The sequence below is a fragment of the Flavobacterium davisii genome (genome assembly GCF_042182265.1).
Lineage (GTDB): Bacteria > Bacteroidota > Bacteroidia > Flavobacteriales > Flavobacteriaceae > Flavobacterium > Flavobacterium davisii.
In genome coordinates, this window is record NZ_CP097869.1 from 2,585,763 (window position 1) to 2,608,080 (window position 22,318).

The 22,318-nt window shown below is 28.8% G+C and carries 24 protein-coding genes and 1 tRNA gene; 20 read left to right on the plus strand and 5 right to left on the minus strand.

Features of this window, described 5'->3' with window-relative positions; translation table 11 throughout:
* Positions 1–7 precede the first annotated feature (7 nt).
* From NAB20_RS10975 to NAB20_RS10985, 3 genes are all read left to right on the plus strand, one after another.
* Positions 8–1,468: an LptF/LptG family permease gene (locus NAB20_RS10975; RefSeq protein ID WP_105196623.1), complete on the plus strand. Its 1,461-nt coding sequence runs from the start codon at positions 8–10 to the stop codon at positions 1,466–1,468.
* A complete protein-coding gene (gene ribB / locus NAB20_RS10980) occupies positions 1,449–2,582 on the plus strand; it encodes a 3,4-dihydroxy-2-butanone-4-phosphate synthase (RefSeq protein WP_375605129.1) in 1,134 nt (377 codons plus the stop codon). The genes NAB20_RS10975 and ribB overlap by 20 nt, the downstream gene beginning before the upstream one ends.
* A 92-nt stretch (positions 2,583–2,674) precedes the next feature.
* A tRNA-Ser gene (locus NAB20_RS10985) sits at positions 2,675–2,759 on the plus strand.
* Between the two features lie 202 nt (positions 2,760–2,961).
* Here the strand turns inward: NAB20_RS10985 and NAB20_RS10990 are convergent.
* The 3 genes from NAB20_RS10990 to NAB20_RS11000 form a co-directional block, all read right to left on the minus strand.
* The gene (locus NAB20_RS10990) at positions 2,962–3,237 is read right to left on the minus strand and encodes a hypothetical protein (protein ID WP_375605130.1); all 276 of its coding nucleotides are present in this window, start codon (positions 3,235–3,237) and stop codon (positions 2,962–2,964) included.
* 26 nt (positions 3,238–3,263) lie between these two features.
* Complete coding sequence (locus tag NAB20_RS10995) at positions 3,264–4,952, minus strand: S8 family serine peptidase (RefSeq protein ID WP_105196626.1); 1,689 nt, start codon at positions 4,950–4,952, stop codon at positions 3,264–3,266.
* Positions 4,953–5,262: 310 nt separating this feature from the next.
* The gene (locus NAB20_RS11000) at positions 5,263–7,032 is read right to left on the minus strand and encodes a helix-turn-helix domain-containing protein (protein ID WP_375605131.1); all 1,770 of its coding nucleotides are present in this window, start codon (positions 7,030–7,032) and stop codon (positions 5,263–5,265) included.
* A 196-nt stretch (positions 7,033–7,228) separates the two neighbouring features.
* Between NAB20_RS11000 and NAB20_RS11005 the strand changes: the two genes are divergently transcribed.
* From NAB20_RS11005 to NAB20_RS11025, 5 genes are all read left to right on the plus strand, one after another.
* A complete protein-coding gene (locus NAB20_RS11005; protein ID WP_235877923.1) occupies positions 7,229–7,399 on the plus strand; it encodes a hypothetical protein in 171 nt (56 codons plus the stop codon).
* 164 nt (positions 7,400–7,563) lie between these two features.
* A complete protein-coding gene (locus tag NAB20_RS11010) occupies positions 7,564–7,896 on the plus strand; it encodes a carboxypeptidase-like regulatory domain-containing protein (protein ID WP_375605132.1) in 333 nt (110 codons plus the stop codon).
* Between the two features lie 75 nt (positions 7,897–7,971).
* Positions 7,972–8,163, plus strand: a complete 192-nt coding sequence (locus tag NAB20_RS11015) for a hypothetical protein (RefSeq protein WP_375605786.1) — start codon at positions 7,972–7,974, stop codon at positions 8,161–8,163.
* 13 nt (positions 8,164–8,176) lie between these two features.
* A complete protein-coding gene (locus tag NAB20_RS11020) occupies positions 8,177–8,404 on the plus strand; it encodes a carboxypeptidase-like regulatory domain-containing protein (RefSeq protein WP_235877921.1) in 228 nt (75 codons plus the stop codon).
* Positions 8,405–8,455: 51 nt separating this feature from the next.
* A complete protein-coding gene (locus tag NAB20_RS11025; protein WP_235877920.1) occupies positions 8,456–8,725 on the plus strand; it encodes a hypothetical protein in 270 nt (89 codons plus the stop codon).
* Positions 8,726–8,932: 207 nt separating this feature from the next.
* Here the strand turns inward: NAB20_RS11025 and NAB20_RS11030 are convergent, their stop codons facing one another.
* Positions 8,933–9,262, minus strand: coding sequence for a transposase (locus tag NAB20_RS11030; protein ID WP_258929345.1), 330 nt, complete (start codon positions 9,260–9,262; stop codon positions 8,933–8,935).
* A 391-nt stretch (positions 9,263–9,653) separates the two neighbouring features.
* On the opposite strand from NAB20_RS11030, the gene NAB20_RS11035 reads away from it, so the two are divergent.
* The 4 genes from NAB20_RS11035 to NAB20_RS11050 all read left to right on the plus strand — a co-directional run bounded on the left by NAB20_RS11035 (position 9,654) and on the right by NAB20_RS11050 (position 12,268).
* On the plus strand, positions 9,654–10,166 hold the full coding sequence (locus tag NAB20_RS11035; RefSeq protein ID WP_375605133.1) for a hypothetical protein: 513 nt from the start codon (positions 9,654–9,656) through the stop codon (positions 10,164–10,166).
* A 1-nt stretch (position 10,167) separates the two neighbouring features.
* Positions 10,168–10,995, plus strand: coding sequence for a deaminase domain-containing protein (locus NAB20_RS11040; protein WP_375605134.1), 828 nt, complete (start codon positions 10,168–10,170; stop codon positions 10,993–10,995).
* Between the two features lie 24 nt (positions 10,996–11,019).
* Entirely contained in the window at positions 11,020–11,469 is a 450-nt protein-coding gene (locus tag NAB20_RS11045) for an SMI1/KNR4 family protein (protein WP_375605135.1), read from the plus strand.
* A 217-nt stretch (positions 11,470–11,686) separates the two neighbouring features.
* Positions 11,687–12,268 (plus strand): outer membrane beta-barrel family protein, encoded by a 582-nt coding sequence (locus NAB20_RS11050; RefSeq protein WP_375605136.1) that lies wholly within the window; start codon positions 11,687–11,689, stop codon positions 12,266–12,268.
* Positions 12,269–12,886: 618 nt separating this feature from the next.
* On the opposite strand, the gene NAB20_RS11055 is transcribed toward NAB20_RS11050, so the two are convergent.
* Positions 12,887–15,880, minus strand: a complete 2,994-nt coding sequence (locus tag NAB20_RS11055; protein ID WP_375605137.1) for a M4 family metallopeptidase — start codon at positions 15,878–15,880, stop codon at positions 12,887–12,889.
* A gap of 170 nt (positions 15,881–16,050) precedes the next feature.
* On the opposite strand from NAB20_RS11055, the gene NAB20_RS11060 reads away from it, so the two are divergent.
* The 8 genes from NAB20_RS11060 (at position 16,051) to moaA (ending at position 22,281) form a co-directional block, all read left to right on the plus strand.
* Positions 16,051–17,232 carry a molybdopterin molybdotransferase MoeA gene (locus NAB20_RS11060; RefSeq protein WP_105196637.1) on the plus strand — a complete coding sequence of 394 codons (1,182 nt, stop codon included), beginning with the start codon at positions 16,051–16,053 and terminating at the stop codon, positions 17,230–17,232.
* A gap of 71 nt (positions 17,233–17,303) precedes the next feature.
* On the plus strand, positions 17,304–18,041 hold the full coding sequence (locus NAB20_RS11065) for a sulfite exporter TauE/SafE family protein (RefSeq protein WP_375605138.1): 738 nt from the start codon (positions 17,304–17,306) through the stop codon (positions 18,039–18,041).
* On the plus strand, positions 18,042–18,626 hold the full coding sequence (locus tag NAB20_RS11070) for a molybdenum cofactor guanylyltransferase (RefSeq protein WP_127823077.1): 585 nt from the start codon (positions 18,042–18,044) through the stop codon (positions 18,624–18,626).
* Complete coding sequence (locus NAB20_RS11075; protein ID WP_105196640.1) at positions 18,616–18,858, plus strand: MoaD/ThiS family protein; 243 nt, start codon at positions 18,616–18,618, stop codon at positions 18,856–18,858. The genes NAB20_RS11070 and NAB20_RS11075 overlap by 11 nt, the downstream gene beginning before the upstream one ends.
* 4 nt (positions 18,859–18,862) lie before the next feature.
* Positions 18,863–19,954 carry a HesA/MoeB/ThiF family protein gene (locus NAB20_RS11080; protein ID WP_127823076.1) on the plus strand — a complete coding sequence of 364 codons (1,092 nt, stop codon included), beginning with the start codon at positions 18,863–18,865 and terminating at the stop codon, positions 19,952–19,954.
* Complete coding sequence (locus NAB20_RS11085; RefSeq protein WP_105196642.1) at positions 19,935–20,375, plus strand: molybdenum cofactor biosynthesis protein MoaE; 441 nt, start codon at positions 19,935–19,937, stop codon at positions 20,373–20,375. The genes NAB20_RS11080 and NAB20_RS11085 overlap by 20 nt, the downstream gene beginning before the upstream one ends.
* 1 nt (position 20,376) lies before the next feature.
* Complete coding sequence (gene moaCB / locus NAB20_RS11090) at positions 20,377–21,285, plus strand: bifunctional molybdenum cofactor biosynthesis protein MoaC/MoaB (protein WP_375605139.1); 909 nt, start codon at positions 20,377–20,379, stop codon at positions 21,283–21,285.
* A gap of 6 nt (positions 21,286–21,291) precedes the next feature.
* Complete coding sequence (moaA, locus tag NAB20_RS11095; protein WP_127823075.1) at positions 21,292–22,281, plus strand: GTP 3',8-cyclase MoaA; 990 nt, start codon at positions 21,292–21,294, stop codon at positions 22,279–22,281.
* Positions 22,282–22,318 lie beyond the last annotated feature (37 nt).

The window sequence follows — 22,318 nt, forward strand, 5'->3', positions numbered from 1 at the left end:
CTTACGAATGAAAATCCTAGACCGATATTTACTTAAGTCCTTCTTGATTACATTTACTTCCGTATTTGTAATCTTGTTTTTTATATTTATTTTACAAACTGTTTGGTTATTTATATCTGAATTAGCAGGTAAAGACCTTGATTTTTTTATGATAACCAAGTTTTTAATTTTTGCAACCCCTAAGCTGATGCCTATGGTAATACCTTTAACAGTATTGTTGGCTTCTATTATGACATTTGGGGATTTAGCAGAACATTATGAATTTGCTGCTATGAAATCAGCAGGCGTTTCCTTCTTTAGAAGTTTAAAAATTTTATTAGTATTCATTTTTGGTTTAAGTATAATAGCTTTCTTTTTTGCTAATAATGTTATACCTTATTCAGAATATAAGTTTACCAATTTTAGACGAAATTTAGCACAAGTAAAGCCAGCATTAGCTATTGCTGAAGGTCAATTTTGTGATATAGGAGAATTTAATATAAAAGTCGAAAAAAAGGAAGGAGAAAAAGGAGAAAAACTTAAAAACGTTACGATACATAAAAAGTCAAATCAAGGAGAAGGAGCAAAAACAGTAATCAAATCAAAAGAAGGTCTTTTGTTATCATCAGAGTCTAATGATTTGCTACAATTAATCTTAAAAGAAGGCTACTATTATGAGGACGTTAGTCCTGTTGATTATGAGCAACGCCGGAAGCTACCCTTCGTAAAAGTTTTTTTTAAAAAGTATACAATCAATATTGATTTATCTAAACTAAATACTAATGAAGCCTTGAAAGATGAATTAAAAAATTCTGATGCAATGCTTAAAATTAATGATTTAAAATATACGGCAGATTCCTTAAGAGCTAATTATAATAAAGAACTCATTGCACTTGCAGATAATAATTATCAACGTCTTGGAATTACAAATGATTATAATGTAGATACATTAAAAATTAAGAACACAAAGAAAACAGATTTATTACGCATTGTTAAAAATAATTCATCTAAAATTAATGTATTAAATGTAGCTGAAAGTGATTTAATAAGTACTAAAAGTAATTTAGAGATGTATGAATTTGCAATGCTCTCAAAAGAAAAAGAAATAAATGGTTATTTAAATGCCATTTTTGAAAAGTTTACTTTTAGTTATGCCTGTATACTTATGTTTTTTATAGGGGCACCATTAGGAGCCATTATTCGTAAAGGAGGATTAGGATTACCTATTGTATTTGCTATGCTTATTTTTATTTCGTTTCATTTTATGAATACATTTAGTAAAAAAATGGCACAAGAATCCCAAATACCCGTTTTTTTAGGAGCTTCTCTAGCTTCTCTAATATTAACTCCTTTAGCTATTTATTTAACTAAAAAAGCAGTTAATGATAACGGAGACGTTAATTTTGATTTTATTACAGAACCATTTAAGATTATATATACAAAACTAACACAACTCAAAAAAAATAAAAATGGAAACACAAACCATTAAATTAAATACCATTGAAGAAGCAATAGAAGATATTCGCCAAGGAAAAGTAATTATTGTCGTTGATGATGAAGATAGAGAAAACGAAGGCGATTTTCTTGCCGCAGCCGAAAAGATTACACCTGAAATGGTAAATTTCATGGCTACCTATGGTAGAGGACTTATTTGCGCACCACTAACAGAAACACGTTGCAAAGAATTAGGACTTAATCCCATGGTAACGAATAATACAGATCACATGGAAACGGCTTTTACTGTTTCTGTAGACTTAAAAGGACATGGCGTTACTACAGGTATATCAGCTTCTGATAGAGCTAAAACAGTTCAAGCATTAGTAAATCCTGATACGAAGCCTTTTGATTTAGCCCGTCCAGGTCATATTTTTCCTTTAATAGCAAAAAAAGGAGGTGTCTTACGTCGTACAGGACATACAGAAGCAGCCATAGATTTTGCTCGTTTAGCGGGTTTAAAACCTGCTGGCGTTATTGTTGAAATTATGAATGAAGATGGTACTATGGCTAGATTACCTCAACTAGTAGAAGTAGCTCAAAAATTTAATTTAAAATTAGTTTCTATAGAGGATTTGGTGGCTTACAGAATGCAACATGATAGTTTGATTGTAAAAAAGGAAGATTTTGATATACAAACTCGATTTGGCATTTTCCGCTTAAGAGCTTACGAACAAATTACTAATAAGCAAATTCATATTGCCTTAACGAAAGGAAATTGGAATTCAGGAGAAGCTGTTCTAACCAGAATTAATTCATCTCAAGTTAATAATGATCTATTAGGAACATTGACAAATAATGTTGATAAACAATTAGATGATATGTTCCGAGTTATTAATGAACAAGGTAAAGGAGCTGTTATTTTTATTAACCAAGATATACAAACAATAAGTCTTTTAAATCGTATTACAGAATTAAAAGAATTACAACAACAAGGAGAAATGAAAGCACCTAAAATAGTAATTGATAGTAAAGACTATGGGATAGGAGCTCAAATCCTTCATGATATAGATATAACAAAAATTCGTTTAGTATCTAATACAGAAGTAGGAAAACGAGTAGGAATGATAGGTTATGGATTGGAAATAATAGAATATGTAAAATATTAAAAATTTATATATTTTTTTAAAATAAAAGTTTGTATAAATAAAAAACTATCTTATATTTGCACTCGCAATACAGAAGTATAGCGAGTTTTACTGGAGAAATGGCAGAGTGGTCGAATGCGGCAGTCTTGAAAACTGTTGACTGTAACAGGTCCGGGGGTTCGAATCCCTCTTTCTCCGCAGGTTTAACACCCTAACCCTTCTAAACAAAGGAGTTAGGGTTTTTTGTTTTCCAAATATCCCCACAATTTTAAAATTTTAGATCTAATAGCCACTATTTGACCTGACGAGTATCTGTAATTTCTATGTATTTCATCTTCTGGGAATAAGCTTAATGTTCTTCCTGTAGTATTTGGAGGCTTTGAGATTTTTTGTCTAACAATTATAATTCTTCTGTTTTTATCCCAATAATTACACTTATCCATAAATCTTGCTTGTTAATAAGGTTTTGAATAGGGTGTGTAAAGCGTACAGCAACAATGTAATTAAGTGCTTTTTGTTCTAAATAATCCAAAATATCTTTTTGAAAAAATCCGCTATCCAATCGAACTAAACCTACTTTTTTAGTTCCAAAATTAGACATTGTATCTTCTAAAAAACCAACAAAATTATTGGCAGAACTACTATCACCGCTTCTAAGCCAAAAATTAGTAACCATTTTTAGATAATGTACTATGGGGAGTATTAATTTTTTTTAAAAACATTTGACTGTTTTATTCTCTTATTTTTCTCCTTAGCCATTAGCATAGCATTATAGGCATTTACCACGCCGCCAGATTTAGATAATTCACTGAAGGGTTTCAAAACGCCTTCTTTTTCACCAGGAACTTGAACCATAAGATCAAGTTTAATAGCAGAGTCCATGATAATCTTTTTCACTACCTCTGCAGTAAGTTTTGGGTAATGCGATCGAATTAATGCAGCAAGACCTGAGGTTATAGCAGCTGAATAAGAAGTACCTTCTCCGATATGTTCTCCAGAGAATACTTCAATGGTTTTTATTTCAGATGCTGGAGCAAAAACATCTACATTTCTTTTACCATAATTACTAGACTCATATACTAAATTTTGATTAGCATGTGGTGTGTTTCCAGCTACTACAATAAGATTTTTTACGTATTCTTTCCCTTTTATAAAGTTTTCAAAATCATAATCATTAGGATATTGTGCGAGTAAATCTATATTTTTACGATCATTACCTGCGGATACCACTAAAAGGACATCTTTCTTTGCAGCATATATAATTGCTTGTTTTATCCATTCTGGATATATAGGGTGTAATTTACCAAAACTCATATTTATTACCTTTGCTCCATTATCAACGGCATATTTTATAGCATAATGCAAGTCTTTGTCTGTCATCGATCCTTCATCCGGCATTATTGTTATGGGTATTATTTTAATTTTGGTATCCATTATACCTTTTGCTCCTAAAGTATTATTTCTGTTACCTGCAATAACACCTGTCATATAAGTATTGTGTGCGTAGAGTTCTGGAAGTTTCCAAGTAAAAGGATTACCGTAATTATGATCATTTATATCGTTTTCATTATCACCTATTATTTTACGATCGTTGTAATTAGGATTGAGTAATGTATTTTTTAAATAGTCTGCTTTAATGGCAAATTTTTTAAAATAGCTAACGTCTAGATTATAAGCTTTAATGTTTTTTATAAAATATAAATCATCCTGTATTGCAGTATCTTTAGAATCTTTATATATTACTGATAAGCTGTCTATTTCTTTAAGAGTGTAATTTCCATTAGGAAAAAATTCTTGTATTCTTTTCATTGCAGCTGGATAGGCAGTACTATAGTAATCTTGAGCATTCACTATTTGTTTATGTTCAGCGATTTGATTTTTTTGCGAAGCTAGGGCTTTGGAGTAACGAATGGAATCGTTTTTATTTTTTTTTATAGAGACACTATCTTTATATTTTGCATATAAAAGTTTTAATCTTCTTTGTGAATCAGTATTTAGATAAGCTACACAATCACCTTTTCTATTTCCCATGAAATTCCAACCTTGTATGTCATCAATATACCCGTTATCATCATCATCAATGCCATTGTTAGGAATTTCTTTGGTATTTTTCCAAATTTGATGTATAATATCAGGATTTGAACTATCAATGTAGCTATCAATAACAGCAACTATAATAGGAGTTGCTTTACTTTTTTTTAAGATTTTACTATAAGTTTTATCTAGGCTAATCCCCATAATTCCGTTTGCTTCTAAATCAAGATGCTGCCAGTTGTTAACATCAAATATGGGTGTATTGATAGAATTTTTAGTTTCTTGTCCATTGATAATAGTACTATTTAGACAAATAAAGATAACAGAAAAATATACCTTTAAAGAATTAACAAGCATTGGAATATTTGGTTTAAAAAAATTAGCTCAATTTTAGATTGGTTGAGAGTTACAGACAACCCGACACATAAAGTCGGGTTCGTTTTAACGTGGTCTACTAATAGCAATAATTGGTTTTTCATGTCTTCCTCCATCACTATCGGTATATAAGGTGTTTGTTCCTCCACTAATTACTTATTTCTCAACATTGATTAATGCTTTGAAATTTAAATTCTTTGATTTCTTTTTTTGTTTTTCATTGTAATAAAACTTTTATTTTTTACAAAGTTCTGTTAAGTCTATATTCTTTCAAAGTATTAATATATTCAATTTATAAATTATCAAGCAATTTATCTTCTTTGTAAGCTTTTATGTACATTGAGGGTGTCATCCCTGCTTTGGTATTGAAAATTCTAGTAAAAGTGGAATGGTTTTTATAGCCTATTTCTTGAGCTAAAGCCTGTATGGAATAATTTTGGAATTTTTTGTCTTTTTTTAATAATTGAATAAAGTAATTAATTCGTAAATCGTGAATATAATTCGAAAAGTTTGTCTTCTTATATTTATTTATAACATGAGAAAGATATGTTGTATTAGTTTTTAAATCATTCGCTAATGAATCAAGGGAGCATTCTGGGTTAGTGTAGAAGTGATTTTCTTCAAATAGGCTAAGTCCTTCTAATAGATTTTTAATAAGTAGTTCGTCTAGTAAAGACTTATCTTTCAATTCTAAAATTGTTTCACTTCTTTTATTTTTTTCAACATTCGCAACTTTTAAATGTTCCAAAGAATCGAGCTTATTTTCAAGCGTTTCCTTTTCGGATAGTAATTTTTGAAATTTACGATATTGTTCTATAAGTTGCGTTTTTTTCTTTTTTCTATGTTCATTGAAAATATATGCTAATACAGATGTAATGAAAAGTATACATATAATAATAGTTGTAAGACTGATTTTAATTTTAGAAAATTCTTTTTCTTTTTTCTCCTCCATTTCTGGAATATCAAATTTTGTATGAGTTTTATCAACTATGTACTCATAATTTCTTTGTAATATACTATCAGCTTTAATAAGTTGTTTACTAAAATAATAGGATGTATTGAAGTTTCTATTTTTTTCAAAATATTTTATAAGTATTGGGTAAATGTTTTTCAGTCCGGAATAAGCATATTTTTTTTGATTTAATATCGAATCTACTTTTATGTAATAATTTATTGCTAATTTTTTATTATTGCTGAATTCATTTATTTTCCCAATATAAAAGCAGCATTCTGCATAATTAATATAATCGTCATTTTTTAAAAATACAGGAAGGATAGTGTAAAATTGCGTCAACGCTTCTCTATATTGTTTTAAATTATAGTTGTTTTTTGCTTGTGCAAAAACAAAATAATTATAACTATTGCGGTCATTATTACTTTTTGTAAGTGCTAGTCCTTTTGCTATTATTTTTTTATTTTTAATAGTTAATTGAAGTTTATTGTAACATTCGGTGATCGAAAAAAGACAATCGGTATATAAATTTTCATTTGAAGTACCTATAGTTTTCTTCAGATATTTTTCGTTTTCGAGATAAATTTTTAATGCTTCATTTGTTCTTCCTTGAATATTTTTTATTCTGGCAATGGCATCCTTAATACCTATATGTAAATCAGTTGTTTCTAATTTTAGTTTTCTAAAATAATCATTCGCCTTTATATATTCATCTAGAGCCTCTCTATAATATCTGTTTTGATAAAAAAAAGCACCTCGATTACTTAATTTTAAAAGTGTACAATTTTCATCATTTTTACATTCTATTGTATTTAAGCTATCTATAAAAATTTTTCCTTTTTTAAAATCAAGACTATTGGCAATAAGAGTATAACCTGTAATAAGGTATTTAGGGGCTTTGCTTTTTTTTGCTAAAGTCAGGTATCTATTAGCAATCATTAATTGTTGTTTTCTATCAGAACTTAAAATATAATATTTATCAAAGAGAATATTCAAATCAATAGTTATATCGGTCTTTTCATTATGTGACGGATCCGTATTTATACTTTTTGATTGTAATGTATGAACAAACAGAAAAAAAGATAATATAATTATATTTTTTTTAAACATCTGAAATACAAATCTTTATAAGTTTAATTTTTTTTCAATTTATAAATTGATAACACTTGCATTTGCACAACCCAATCTCCTCCCATTACTTTGCATCGCAATTTTAAGCAAAGATATAAAAGCAAGAAAGCCTTTTAATCTTTTTTCAGCATTGTTTGTTGATTGGGTAGGGGATAATCAAAAACAAATATAAACTATGGGGACAAAAAATCAAATCAGTCTTGAAATACCACAAAGTGTTTTAGACGAAGTGCAAACTAAACTGAAAGAATGCAAAAGGTTATTAGCTCCTTTTTTGCAAGGGCTTACTCCTACGGAGCGCATGGAAATTTTTAAAATGGGGGATAAAACAGTGGCAACTGCCTAACTAGCTTTGAGCTTCTAAAGAATACCTTTTAGGATTAAAATAGTATATTTTTAAAATTAATAAATGAAATAGACAAGTATCTAAGATTTATGTATTAATTTTAGATAATCATGAACAAAATTATATTTTAATTTCAACTTTATCTCTACAAAATAAATAAACTAATGAAAACAATCAAACAAAATTTAATACTAGCAATATTACCAACCATATCAGTAGCACAAATTGAAATTTCAGGAAAAATTGTAGATAAAAATAATGTCCCTCTTCAAATGACAGAAGTTTATCTAACAGCTTCAGATAATACGTCATTAAAAAATACCTACACAAATGAAGATGGTTTCTTTGCAATAACAGAACAGAAAGGAAAGTTTGATTTAGAAGTTGTAAAAGATGAAAAGGTTTTATTGAAGAAAAAGCTAATCTTGAATGAAAATGTAAATATAGGAACTCTTGATCTAAACAACATTGAGAATATATCTCAAGAAAAAATATGAATTTCTAAAGAAAGTTGGTATGTAATAAAAGGAAGAATTATTGATAAAAATAATCAACCTTTACCATCCTTAAAAATTGAATTAACATCAACGACTTCTTCCAAAAAAGTCTATTCAAATGATCTAGGTGAGTTTGAATTGATTGAAAAGAAAGGAAATTATACTTTAAAGATTCAACAAAATAGTAAAACAATTTTCAAGAGAAAAATTGTCGTAGAAGGAAATCTCTTGTTAGGTGATATAAGTATTGAAGTAAATAAGATGTAGTTAATATAGAGTCATGCAAAAAATAAAATTATTTCTTCTACTTACATTGTTTCCTGTTACATTATTTGCTCAAATTGAAATTAAAGGGAGGATTATTGATAAAAATAATTCACCAGTTCAACTAGCAGAAGTGATTATGCTCAATCTTGATAGTAAAGCTGTAGGCACTACTTTGACGAATGAAGAAGGTTTTTTTAAAATCAAACTTGTAAGTGGATACTACAGTTTAAAAGTGAAGTAGTTAAATAATACACTAGTAGAAAAGAAATTTTCATTTACTAGGTCTATAAATTTGGAAGTTTTAAAAGTAGAAGATTCTAGACAACTGGAGGAGGTAGTAATCAAAGCTAAAAAGAAATTGATTGACCGTAAAGTAGATAGAGTTGTTTTTAATGTTGAGAATAGTATAACTGCGACAGGAGGGGATGCTACTGACGCACTTAAGGTAACACCGAGTGTAAGGATTAACAATAATACTATTACTATAGTAGGAAGAAGTAATGTAGCTATTTTAGTTAACGATAAATTAGTTCAGTTTTCAGGAGAGGATTTAATTAATTAATTCAAGTTGCTAGTTGATTATTTTGTTTAATTGAAGTCCAAAGACAAATAATGTTAGCTTTATTAAAAATCCTTCCAATGTTACAGCATGTATGGTTCTAGAGAACATTTTTTTAATATCCCTTATTGTTGTTTCTATTCTTTTTCTCATTTTAAGTTTTTCATTTTTCTGTTCCAAAGTATCTATTCTTTTAGCATTTGATTTACGTTAAATTTTCAATGAAATACATTTTCTTTCTAAGGCAATATCTTCTATAGCATAGTCGGTATAAGCGCTATCGCCGTATAATGAAGCTTTTACAGGTAACTTGTCAATCATTTTTCCTATTGCTTTGGCATCTCCAGTTTTTCTAGGTGTAAAATGAAAAGCTATTGGAATCCCATCTTTTGTAGTAAGCAATTGCACTTTAATACCATAAAAATAGTTTCCCATACTTGCTGTATAGCCTCTATATTTTTCTTCCTTTAGAATTTTACAGTTCATAATTCTCATATTATTGCATACTGGAACAGGAAATGAATCAATGATATACTGCATTTCACAACAAAATTCTTTAAAATAGAAACTTACAATCTCAAATAACTCATAAAGCAAATTCGCTATTTTGTGTAATCGTCTATTAAATCTACTCGCATCCACCATTTCTGGGATAAATCCATATTGTTTGACAAACCTAATAGCTGAACAATGATTACCATAAAAACTTGTTGATGATAAAATTGCTGCTAAAATAATTTCACTATCACTAACACGTCTTCTAATGTCTTCTTTATGGTCAATTCCATGTAAAATATCATCTATTAAACAAAAAAATGATATAATTTTGTCTTTACTAAGCGTCGGTTTTGTTTATTGGTTCGCAAAACAAATTTACTTAACCTTTGCTTTTCTTTTTTTCCTCTTTTAAACTAGCAACTTGAATTAATTAATGAAAAAAATTGAAGAATTTTATTGTATTCAAACAAATGATGCACATTCCTCTGTTGAAAACCAAATTAGAGGGTTTTGTACTATAAAACAGGAATTGATTAGACCAGAAATATTTATTGATAATTATTCTTTGTATGAGAATGCAAAAAAGCAAAGATCTAAGTTATTAACGTTTAATCCTAGTGGGAATTTGAAATTAAATTTTACAGAAGAAGAGTTAGTTTATCTGTCTAATATTTTCAGTTTTGAAATTATTAAAAGAGAATCTTCAGGATATAAACTCGCTAAAATTTCAAATGATGATAGATTTTCAATTGTATATTTATCATGGGTGCTGTCAAATTTAGAAAAGGAATACATTATTATTAAGTCAAAACGTTGGCAATTTGATTATCAACCACGTAGTGCAGGAGAAGATGCGAGAGGGGAAGATGTAACCTATATTCATGGAATTTGGGAAAACCCTGAATTACCTGAAAATATTATGAAAAAAATAAAAGGAGAATTTTAAAATGAAATATTTAAAAAATATTATATTATTATTTGTTTTCTTAAATTCTTTTTATGGCTTTACTCAATGTGAAACAGTAAAAAGTCTTTTTGAAAATGATTTGTATGCCTCAAAAGAGTTGCGAGATTATGCTTCAAAGGCTGATGATCCTGATAAAGTTTTTGATGCTTGGCACTTGCTTTTAGAAGAGAAATCATTAGAAAAAACTAATGCGAAAGTTTTAAAAGAAGTAGAAGATAATTATCAGGCTATAAAAAATGCTGGGGGATATAGCAAATGGAAAAATGTTAACGGAGGGAAGGTTGATGACCTATTTGCAAGTATTTTAAATCAAGGAGATTTTCAAGGCTTCAGAAACCTTTGCAAGAACAATCCTAAAGTTACAGTGGAGCTTGTTGATGATAGTTGGCACACTTTCACTTCAGAAACTAAATCTACTTACGGCATTGGTAGTAAAAGAAATTTAGCGACTATTGAGTTTGATGGGCAAAAAAAAATAATAGCAAGTGGCGAAGGTTACAATAGTCAAATGGCAAATAGCGGTCAATTTATTCCTGAGGAATTTATTATAAAGGTAAAAAATGGTGAAAGAGTATTTGAACCAACTATTGTCACAAGACATCTTGATACTGAATTAATCGGATTAGAGTATTTTGCTAAACAAAAGGGTGCTGTTAAAGGGAAAAGATATCCAGAAGTCACAGGAGAGATAAAAGTTACAAGTGATTTATGTCCTTGTCCTTCATGCTCAGCTATATTTCAACAGTTTAGTGATATGTTCCCAAATGTCAATATCAAAGTAGTAACTAGTCCCAAATTAAATTATTAAGATTATATGCAATATTTATCATTTTTGAATGAACACAGTCTTGAGATAGGTAATTCAAGAGGAGTTGAAAGTAATAAAATTAACGAAATTGAGATTCACTTTCACTTAGTATTACCAATAGCATACAAGGAATATCTATTAAAATTTGGAGAAAGTTGTGATAATTTGTTTGGGAGCTACTATATGACATATCCATCGCTAATGGATAATAAAAGCGATGCTATTGCAATGGTGAATTTTGATGATAGAAAACATGAATGTGATAAGCCTTCAATTAAGGATAGTTATTATTTTTTTGGTCAATGGCAAGGTTATATATTTTATTTTTTTGATTGTGCTGAGAGTAATGAAAATCCTGCTGTGTACATATTAACTGATAGTCTTAAAATTGAAAAATATAAGAATAGTTTTGCCGAGTTTATTTATGATGAAGGGTTAAAGCCTTTATTACAAAGTGAAAGTCCTCAAATCTGAGGGCTTTTTGTATTACATCGAGAACACTTTTTTAAGAGCTCCTTTAATATCCCCTTGATAGTCCGAGCATTAAGTAATCTTAGGCTAGTGCGTGTTTCAAGCCCGTACCCTTACCAAATTAAGAACCACAATCAGTAGAAAGCTTGTGGTTTTTGTTTGCCTAAAATCCAATGAGTCGGGAATATAAATTCGACATTGCTCGCGCGAATCCTTTCTCGTGGCAGTAATAAATGATAAAAATAATCAACTAGCAACTGGAATTAATTATAGCAATGAAAGTTACATAATACATATTAACCGAAGTAATTCATTTATATATGATGAAAGTATTCAAGCCTTATACTTTTCAATTAATAAGACCTTTTTCGAGAAACTAGAAGCTCAAATAGGATTGCGTGGAGAAAATACTATCACAAAAGGTTATTCAAAAACATTAGATCAAACAAATAAAAGGAACTATTTTAATTTATTCCCTTACATATTTTTAAACTACACCTTTAATAGCTATAAATCTTTATCTGTTAATTATAACAGAAGAATTGACAGACCTAGTTATGGTGACTTAAATCCATTTAGATTTTATAGCACTTCTTATAATTATTCTGAAGGGAATCCATTTTTGAATTCTTACCTTACTGATAATATTGAAATAGCCTATACTTATAAAAATTTATATACATCAATATATTGGAATCATATTTCCAATGGTTTTAATGAAGTAACTTATGTCGAACCTAATTCAATTATTCAAAGAGTAATTCCTAATAACTTTTTTAATCAACAAGATTTAGGCTTTTAGAATCTTATTCTTTTAAGTTTAAAAATATTGAAAGTAGTAATGATGTATCAATATTTTATAGTGAAACAACCTCTCAAATTCCTAATCTAGACTAATAAGAAGAAAGAAATTTTTAGTTTGATAATAATCTTAATGAGAAGGTAAAAGCCTTATTCAAAAAATTTAAAGATACTGATATAAAAGATTGTTTGAATAAAAACTCCTTCAATTTAGAATCTATTATGGGTTTGGTTAAACTGGTGTGTAAATAATTTATAAATAAAGATTGTTTGAGTTTAACATACAATTTGTTACTCCGACGTAAGGAGGAGTCTCATAATCCTAATGAATTATACCATTTAAGGTTTAAATTTACTCTAATAATATTACGTAATATCTCTTGATTCGTGTATTCTGTAGTGCGTTTTGGTTTAGGTAATTTCAAAACTAAAATGGTATACAATTTTTTTTGAAAAATAGAGTTAAAGACTCCTACCAAAAGTAATTTACGTTTAAAATATAACCCCCATTTTTAAAGTAAAAGCCTTCAAAATGGGGGTGAATTAAAAAATAAGCAGATCTTAAAGTATTTTCTATATTTTATTTTTGAATTTAGCTAAAAGGATAAAAGAAAATAAATTAATTGATAATAATTCTTCTTGATTCTTTTTTATTTTTACTTTCTATATTGAGTATGTAAACTCCAGAAGAAATATTTGATAAATCAATTTCGTTATTAAATTCGGATCCTTTTACTTCATATTTTTTTTCAAACATATTTCTACCACCTAAATCAAAAAGTTGAATTTTTACTTCCTCATCTGTAGATAAGATAATATTAAATTTACCATTAGATGGATTAGGGAATATTTCAAATTTTTCAAAATTATTTACTTCATTACCTAAAGTTCCTTGTATAATAAAATTGTCAATGAATACACCTTCTTGGTTAGAAGCATCATCAGAAATAAAAGTAAATCTAAAAATAGCATTTGATGCGGGACCTACTTCATTTAGGCTTTGGCTATAATTTCTCTTATTACCATTGTTGCCATTACCACCTACTGGTGCTACATCATAATCTCCAGTCCATTGTTTCCCAATACAATTAAAGCAGTCTCTACCATCAGGTATTCTAGAACTATTATACCATGTATTGCCCATATTACCAAGAGGAGTCCAAGTTGCACCATTATTGGTAGAATATTCAAAATAAACAATATCCCAGTTAGATTCAAGATCAAATGCCATATCAAAACTTACTTTTGCATTGGTTAAGTTAGATAAATTGTAACATTGAGAAACTAAATAAGAAGTTGTTTTATCAGGATAATTGCCGACTAATTTTGTAATGTAACCAGGTGAATTATCAGTAGCTAGAGCTGATAATTTTGTTTTGTTTACAAAACCTCTTTCCCAAACGGTGTTGCTTTTATCTCCTTTATCTACTGATACTAAAACATCATTAACGGTATTAAATGTGTTTACGGCACCTACATTTCCAGAGTCATTTACTAATATCACCATAGATTTAGTATTATTGGTTGCCAAACCATCATTTGTTATATTAGTAGTAACGTTTAATATGTGATAACCTCTAGTTAAACTATTTATATTTAAAACTTGTGTTGCTTGTTCACATTTTGCCAAATTTCCAGTCCAATTTATGATAGAATCGGCTCCGCCATCTAGATTATAAGTAATGGTAACGGCATTGATGCTGTTAGATCCTCCATTTTCAAAAGTGACTGTAGGATTGTAAGGCGCACCACAATTTATATTTGTATTACCTCCTTGTAATGATTTTAATGTAACATCATTAGGGAAAGCAGTATATGCGTTTCCAACATTAACAGCGTACCAAGCATCTGTAACAGATTGAACTTCTTGACTAGATGCGCAATATAATGAATTGGCAACGGCTATGGTTGCATTTCTACAATCCATAAAGGTAGCATTAGGAGTTAAATAATCTCTTTCGGCATAATAGGCTATTTGAGCTGCTTTTGCCATGCCTATTCCTTGAACATTATAAACATCTTGTCCGCCATTAGCTAGACTTGCATTATTGGTGCCTGATTTACCAGCAGTTAATATATAAAACCAATGATTTAATACACCACTATTCGTATGTACGCCGCATTCATCATTTCCGTCATTTGGATCAGTACATTCAGGAGTAATTCCAGTGTCATCTTGTGTATCCACGTAATATAAACCTAAAAATGTATCGGGATCTCTTTTTGTATTTGGATAACTCATAGATCGTAAAGCTATTCCAATATCTTCACCCATTTTCCAAATATTGGATGTGCCAGGACTGGCAGTATCAGCTGCTGCATTTAAATTACCGTTTCTTGCATATTGTTCAATACATACTCCCCAAATATCTGAAAAAGCCTCATTCATAGCTCCTGATTGATTTTTATATGCTAAATTAGCTGTATATTGACATATTGCATGTCCTATTTCATGACCACAAATATCAACAGCTGTTAAAGCATCAAAATTAGTACCTTTTCCATAAGTCATAATTTGACCATTCCAAAACGCATTATCACTAGAACTATTGGTTGGATCAATTGCCTTTAAATCAGCATTAACATAACTTTTTATAATAGTTCCTTTGTCATCAAAACTATTTCTATTAAAAATATTTTTCCAAAAATCATAGGTTTTTTCAGCTCCCCAGTGTGCATCTAAACCAGCATCATCTTTAGCTGCATTATGAAATTCTGCAGCGGTCCAGTTATTATCGTTGTCAGAAAAGGGAGTATTAGCATAGTTCCCACCTGCACAATTGTAAGTAATAATACCCTTTCCTCTTGTAACATCTGATGAAATATATCTATTGGTACTCACATCCAAAGTGGTTTCTATACTTCTATTGCCACTATAGCGTGTGGCTGCATTTCCAGCAACGAATGCGGTGGCTGAAGAAAGAATAATATTTTCTATTTGTTTATTTTGTTTTTGTTGGAGTTGATCTGAAGCTTGATTTTTATGTAAATGTTTTATTAATGGATTAGCATATAAAAGAGCTCCTGTATTGGCATTAATATAATATTCTTTTCTAGAAATAGGTTTTGTAGAATAGATGTCATATTTGTAGGCTAAATATATTTTTCCTGAATTAGTATCAGGAAAAATAACCAATTCTCCTTTAGGTTTTTGATATTCGATAATTTTAGATTGTTCGGAATCTTCCCATAAATATTTTTTTGCATTTGCATAGTCTAAAGCATATTGGAAACACCTTTCGGATGAAAGTTGAGGATTTAAATCTAATGATTTAGCATTATATAACTCTGTATTTATGGATTCTATCATCCCATTTTTTTCATGAGTAATAAAAGTTCCAAATTCAACTTTTAATCCTTTATAATATTGTTGGTGTCTTTGATGTGTAAGTCCTGTAATATCAGAGGTTGTAGAACTAATCTTGTATTGATTGTTTTTATCTAGGCCGTATGATTTTTCTATAGTTTCTAGGGCTTTTTCACGAGAAACGCCTTTATCCATTCTAAATGTTTTCTGATATTCTTTCTTTGATTCAAACTTTACATTTTCTTGAGCTTGCGTGTTCAAAATCGTAGAAAACATAGAAAATAATAAAAAATATTTTTTTTTCATATTTGTTTTTTTTGATTATTATGTAATATTAGTGTTTTTTTCTTAAAATATAAAAAAATATGTTAATATTTTATCTGTAAAACATAAAGTTGTTTGTTTTGAAACAAGAAAATATATTTTCTTGCTTTTAGATAATTGATGGAATTAATTCTTAAATTACATTCAACTTTATGCAAATTATAAAAACGATGGTATCTGTTCTAGAGGCATTAAAAACAATAGAAGAAATAGAAGTTGAACTTTTAACAAAAGAAATTTTATTAAAGGAATCAAAAGGATGTATACTAGCTTCAAATATGATTTCTCCTATCAATATGCCACCATTTAGACAATCTGCAATGGATGGTTTTGCTATAAATGGCTTAGATTCTTTGACGTTTCAAATAGTAGGTGAAATGAAGGCAGGTGATGAGATTCAAATTGATCTTAAAAAATTTGAAGCTATTAAAATCTTTACAGGGGCAGCTGTTCCTGATCAGGCTATGGCAGTAATTCCTATAGAGAAGTGCAAAATTGAAAATGGTAGATTAATCTTATTAGAATTACCAAAATGGAATGATAATATAAGACCTATAGGAGAACAAATACAAATAGGGGATATAGCGATGCAAAAAGGAGATGAACTGAATCCAGCAGCTATAGGTTTTTTATCTTGCTTAGGAATTACACATGTAACAGTATATAAAAAACCTTCTGTAGGTATTGTTATAACAGGAAATGAGTTAGTAAATCCTGGAGTTAAACTGACTTTTGGGAAAGTTTATGAAAGTAATGGTATTATGTTACAATCTGCTTTAGATAATGATGCGGAAGAAATTAATATTTATAGAGTAAAAGACGATCAAGAGCTTACTACTACTACAATTAAAAAAGCTTTATCTGAAAACGACATTATTCTGATATCAGGAGGGATATCTGTAGGAGATTATGATTTTGTATACGATGCGTTGCAAAAGTTAAATATAAAAACCCTTTTTTATAAAGTAAATCAAAAACCAGGAAAACCTTTATATCTAGGATTAAAAGATTCTAAAATAGTTTATGCTCTACCAGGAAATCCAGCTGCTTCACTTAGTTGTTTCTATATTTATGTATTACCTATTATCAAAAAAATGATAGGACAATCCTTAGATACATTCAAAAGAGTACCCATTTCACACGATTATATAGTTAAAAATTCAAGAACTCAATTTTTAAAAGGCTATTTAGATAAAGAAAAGGTAACCATTCTTAGTCATCAAAATTCTAATATGCTCAATACTTTTGCTTTTGCGAATGTACTTGTAAAGGTAGAAGCAGGTGAATATATAATTAAATCAAATACTACAGTTGATATTTATCATATAAATTGAAATACAAAAAAGATAAATTTGTCTTATTAAGATAACAAATATTTCTGAAATTTTGTAAAATTTTAATTAAGATGACCGTCGAATCAAACATATTTTTACTTCTCATAACCGTTATTGGGTTTTTATATGCAAGCGTAGGACATGGTGGAGCAAGTGGATATTTAGCTCTAATGAGTTTATTTTCATTTTCACCTGAAATGATGAAACCTTCAGCATTAGTATTAAATATATTAGTATCGTCTGTTGCTTTTTTGTTTTTTTATAGATCCAATCAGTTTCGATGGGATTTATTTTATCCGTTTGCTATTACCTCAATTCCATTATCTTTTATTGGTGGTTTTTTTAAAATAGAAACGCACGTATATAAAATAATTTTAGGAATTATTTTATTATTTGCAGCAATAAGGATAATAAGTGCCTTTAGACGAAAAGAAAATCAAGCAATAAAGGCCATTCAATTTAAAAAAGCTCTTTTAATAGGGGCTATAGTGGGTTTTATATCAGGTATTTTAGGAATAGGAGGAGGTATTATTTTAGGACCTATTATTTTATTGTTAGGTTGGGGAAATATGAAAGAAACCGCAGCTGTTTCTGCCTTGTTTATACTTGTAAATTCTATATCTGGTATTTTAGGTTTTTTAGCAAATAACGGAATATTTCCGACACAGATGGCTCGAGTAATTTTGGTTGTATTTATGGGAGGTACATTAGGCGCTTTTTATGGCAGTACAAAATTTAATAATACAACCTTAAAATATATTTTATCATTTGTTTTAGTTATTGCTTCAGCTAAATTAATAATGTTTTAAATGGAAATAGAAGGCTATATATTGGCAGGTGGTAAAAGTAGCCGGATGGGTACTGATAAAGGACTTCTTTTATTAAACAATATTCCTTTTGTAACGCACATACAAAATGTTTTAAAAACTATTTGTAAAACGATTCAAATTGTTACAAATAATTTAGAATATAAAAAAACAGGATATAACATTATTAAAGATATAATAATAGAAAAAGGGCCTGTGGGAGGAATTTATACCGCTTTAAGTCATTCAAAAACGACATATACTCTTATCGTAAGTGTAGATAGTCCTTTGATTACTGAAAAATTAATTAAGGAATTAATTGTAAATCATATTAGCCAAAATGCCAGTGTTACAATTTTTGGAACTGAAAAAATTGAAATCCCTCTTATTGGTGTTTATAATACTGATTTGAAATTTTTTTTTGAAGAAGCTACTATTCATAACAGATTAAAATTAAGGGAATTATTAAAAGAAATAAAAACCCAGAAAATAACTATTTCAAAAGAGTTTGAATCACAATTACAAAATATTAATACCAAAGAAGATTATAAAACGATTATAAATCAATTTAATAAGAATGCAAATTAAAATAAAATATTTTGGTCAATTGATGGATATTACGCATCTAAAAGAAGAAATTATTTTAATAAATAAAGATCAAATTTCTTGTACTGAAATCATTCAAATGATATCATTCAAATATAAGGGACTGGAAGATATTTCATTTGAAATAGCAGTTAATAAACAAATTCAGAAATTAGATTATATAGTAAATCAAGAAGATGAAATAGCATTACTTCCACCATTTGCAGGAGGGTGAAAATATGAAAGTAAATACTTTAAAACGTTATAGCCGTCAAATAATATTAGAAGAAATAGGCGCAATAGGTCAACAAAAATTACAATCAGCAAAAGTTCTTGTAATAGGAGCAGGTGGGTTGGGCTGCCCTGTATTACAGAATTTAGCTGCTGTGGGTATTGGTACATTAGGTATTATAGATGGCGATGTAATCGATGAAACAAATTTGCATAGGCAGACCTTATATACTTTAAATGATTGCGGAAAAAGTAAATCAGTAATAGCTAAAAAAGCATTAAAAAAGCAAAATTCTTTTACAAAGATTCATACCTACACTGTTTTTTTAGATGAAACAAACGCATACGAATTAATCGAACAATATGATATTGTAGTTGATTGTACAGACGAAATTAAAATTCGTTACTTAATTAATGATGTATGCTTAATTACAAAAAAATCTTTTGTATACGCATCTATTCATAAATTTCAAGGACAATTGAGTGTTTTTAATTATCACAACGGGCCTAGTTATAGATGTCTATTCCCCGAAAAAGAAAATAATAAAATACTGAACTGTGAGGCAGCTGGCGTTTTAGGTGTTTTACCTAATATTATGGGTACGATGCAAGCAGCAGAAGTAATTAAAGTAATACTTCAAATAGGTACAGTAGTTTCAGGAAAAGTACTTTTATATGATTTATTACTACAAAATACTACCGAAATTGAATTTTTAAAAAATGATAAGCAAATAAAAATCGGCTATGAAAAAGGTTTGAAATTAAAAGAAACTAAAAAAGAATTGCTTTCAGATATGAATGGTGTTGAATTTCTTCAAAAATGTCATACAAATCAATACAAAATTATTGACTTACGCGAAATATTTGAAAAACCTAAATTACCCTTTCAACATATAGAATCAATCCCTATAAATGAATTGTACAAAACATGTCATAGTTGGGATAAAAATGAAAATATAATTCTCATTTGTCAGAGTGGAATAAGAAGTTCTGAAGCTAAAAATAAACTTAAAGCCATTGGTTTTAGAAATATAGGCCAATTAAAAAACGGAATTAATTCAATTCTTAATTTACTAGAAAATGAATACACGGAATCATAAATTTTTTATTGAAGGAGCTATTGAACCTGATTTTATAACCACTTCAATTATAAAACACCAAACTAAAACCAGTATAGGAGCTCATCAAATATTTTTAGGACAAGTGCGCGCAGATCTTATTAAGAACCAACAGGTAATAGCTATAGATTATTCTGTGTATGAAGAAATGGCTGTTCAGAAAATAAATGAAATAAGAGAAAATACATTTAGAAAATTTGATATCACTTGCTTGCACATTCACCATAGTATAGGAATAGTGAAAACAGGAGAAATATGTTTGTTTGTATTTGTTTCAGCCCCTAGACGCAAAATTACCTATGAAGCTTTAGAATACATAGTGGAAAACATAAAGAAAGAAGTTCCCATTTTTGGAAAAGAAATTTTAGAAGATTACACTTATACATGGAAAAAAAATCAATAACATGGTAGATATAACACACAAAAGTAATTCTTTACGAACCGCTGTAGCACAAGCTATTGTTACAGTAGGTAATTCAGAAACTATAGCAGCTATTATAGAAAAAAGAGTTCCTAAAGGAGATGTTTTAGAAGCTTCCAAAATAGCAGGTTTATTTGCCGTAAAAAATACAGCAAATGCCATTCCTGATTGCCATCCATTACCAATAGAATTTACTTCGATATCGCATACTATTCAAGACTTAAATATTCAAATAACCGTTACAGTCAAAACAATTTATAAAACAGGAGTCCAAGTAGAAGCCATGTATGGTGCTTCTGTAGTAGCACTTACCTTATATGATATGCTTAAACCTATAGACCCATCTATAGAAATACACAGTATTAAACTAATTGAAAAAAAAGGAGGTAAATCAGATACAAAAAACGTTAATGATCAATTAAAAATTGGCGTCATTGTTTGTTCTGATAGTATCTCAATAGGAAAAAAAATAGATTCAGCAGGAAAAACTATTATTGAAAAAATTAAAAAATTAGGACTACATTCTTCTTTTTATAAAATAATTCCAGATGAAATCTTAGATATTCAACTAGAAGTAACCAATCTATTTACAGACCAATATGATTTAGTAATCCTAACAGGAGGTACAGGATTATCCCCTCGTGATATTACCCCAGAAGCTATAATACCTTTACTAGATAAACGTATACCTGGAATTGAAGAAACGATTAGACATTACGGACAACAACGTACTCCTTATGCTATGCTATCAAGAAGTGTAGTAGGTTTTAAAGGAAATACACTTATTATGGCATTGCCAGGATCTACTAACGGGGCAGCAGAATCTATAGAGGCTGTATTTCCTTCAGTATTACATCTTTTTAAAATTATTAAAGGGTTTAATCATAATTAATAAAATATGCTTACAGACAATTTTGGTCGATTTCATAATTATTTACGCATTTCAATTACTGAACATTGTAATTTGAGATGTACTTATTGTATGCCAGCAGAAGGAATTAAGTTAACACCTAAAAAGCATATAATGACAGCTGATGAAATTATCCAAATAGCACAAACCTTTGTAGATTTTGGTATAAACAAAATAAGATTAACAGGAGGAGAACCTTTAGTAAGAAAAGATGCCAAAATAATTATAGAATCCCTTTCAAAATTAGGAGTAGAATTAAGAATTACAACCAATGGTATTTTAGTAGATCAATATCTCGAAACTTTTAAAAAAGTAGGAATACAATCAATCAATATTAGTTTAGATAGTCTTAAACCAACCAAGTTTTTATCTATAACACGGAGAGATGAATTTAAAAAAGTGCTTAAAAACATTTACTTACTAATTAAAAATAATTTGAATGTAAAGCTAAATGTTGTAGTTATAAAAGGATTTAATGATGATGAAATTCTAGATTTTATACATTTTACAAAAGACATAAAAATAGAAGTACGTTTTATAGAATTTATGCCTTTTGACGGAAATAAATGGAATAAAGAAAAATGGGTTAGTTATCATGAAATTTTAGAAAGAATAAGTACGTATTACAAACCAATTGATATTATAAAACAAAAAGATGCCCCTCATGATACAGCTAAACACTATAAAATAGCCAATTTTAAAGGAAGTTTTGCCATAATCAGTACTGTTAGTAATCCTTTTTGTGATACCTGTAATAGAATACGATTAACAGCCGATGGAAAAATAAAGAATTGTTTGTTTTCAAAATTAGAAACTCCCTTACTAGAAGCGTTAAGAATAGGAGAGTCTATAATACCCTTAATACATAGTAATATAGTATCAAAATATAAAATAAGAGGAGGATTTGATACAAATGAATCTTTTACTAATCCATTGAATTTTAATACTAATCGAAGTATGATTACCATCGGAGGTTAGCGTAATTATTTATTAATTTAAACTGATAAAAATCATA

What these genes read in the sequence shown, in the direction of transcription:
- NAB20_RS10975 (WP_105196623.1), top strand. Translation starts at nt 8, where the DNA reads ATGAAAATCCTAGACCGATATTTACTTAAGTCCTTCTTGATTACATTT.
- ribB (WP_375605129.1), top strand. Translation starts at nt 1,449, where the DNA reads ATGGAAACACAAACCATTAAATTAAATACCATTGAAGAAGCAATAGAA.
- NAB20_RS10990 (WP_375605130.1), bottom strand. Translation starts at nt 3,237, where the DNA reads ATGGTTACTAATTTTTGGCTTAGAAGCGGTGATAGTAGTTCTGCCAAT.
- NAB20_RS10995 (WP_105196626.1), bottom strand. Translation starts at nt 4,952, where the DNA reads ATGCTTGTTAATTCTTTAAAGGTATATTTTTCTGTTATCTTTATTTGT.
- NAB20_RS11000 (WP_375605131.1), bottom strand. Translation starts at nt 7,032, where the DNA reads ATGTTTAAAAAAAATATAATTATATTATCTTTTTTTCTGTTTGTTCAT.
- NAB20_RS11005 (WP_235877923.1), top strand. Translation starts at nt 7,229, where the DNA reads ATGGGGACAAAAAATCAAATCAGTCTTGAAATACCACAAAGTGTTTTA.
- NAB20_RS11010 (WP_375605132.1), top strand. Translation starts at nt 7,564, where the DNA reads ATGAAAACAATCAAACAAAATTTAATACTAGCAATATTACCAACCATA.
- NAB20_RS11020 (WP_235877921.1), top strand. Translation starts at nt 8,177, where the DNA reads ATGCAAAAAATAAAATTATTTCTTCTACTTACATTGTTTCCTGTTACA.
- NAB20_RS11030 (WP_258929345.1), bottom strand. Translation starts at nt 9,262, where the DNA reads ATGCAGTATATCATTGATTCATTTCCTGTTCCAGTATGCAATAATATG.
- NAB20_RS11035 (WP_375605133.1), top strand. Translation starts at nt 9,654, where the DNA reads ATGAAAAAAATTGAAGAATTTTATTGTATTCAAACAAATGATGCACAT.
- NAB20_RS11040 (WP_375605134.1), top strand. Translation starts at nt 10,168, where the DNA reads ATGAAATATTTAAAAAATATTATATTATTATTTGTTTTCTTAAATTCT.
- NAB20_RS11055 (WP_375605137.1), bottom strand. Translation starts at nt 15,880, where the DNA reads ATGAAAAAAAAATATTTTTTATTATTTTCTATGTTTTCTACGATTTTG.
- NAB20_RS11060 (WP_105196637.1), top strand. Translation starts at nt 16,051, where the DNA reads ATGCAAATTATAAAAACGATGGTATCTGTTCTAGAGGCATTAAAAACA.
- NAB20_RS11065 (WP_375605138.1), top strand. Translation starts at nt 17,304, where the DNA reads ATGACCGTCGAATCAAACATATTTTTACTTCTCATAACCGTTATTGGG.
- NAB20_RS11070 (WP_127823077.1), top strand. Translation starts at nt 18,042, where the DNA reads ATGGAAATAGAAGGCTATATATTGGCAGGTGGTAAAAGTAGCCGGATG.
- NAB20_RS11075 (WP_105196640.1), top strand. Translation starts at nt 18,616, where the DNA reads ATGCAAATTAAAATAAAATATTTTGGTCAATTGATGGATATTACGCAT.
- NAB20_RS11080 (WP_127823076.1), top strand. Translation starts at nt 18,863, where the DNA reads ATGAAAGTAAATACTTTAAAACGTTATAGCCGTCAAATAATATTAGAA.
- NAB20_RS11085 (WP_105196642.1), top strand. Translation starts at nt 19,935, where the DNA reads ATGAATACACGGAATCATAAATTTTTTATTGAAGGAGCTATTGAACCT.
- moaCB (WP_375605139.1), top strand. Translation starts at nt 20,377, where the DNA reads ATGGTAGATATAACACACAAAAGTAATTCTTTACGAACCGCTGTAGCA.
- moaA (WP_127823075.1), top strand. Translation starts at nt 21,292, where the DNA reads ATGCTTACAGACAATTTTGGTCGATTTCATAATTATTTACGCATTTCA.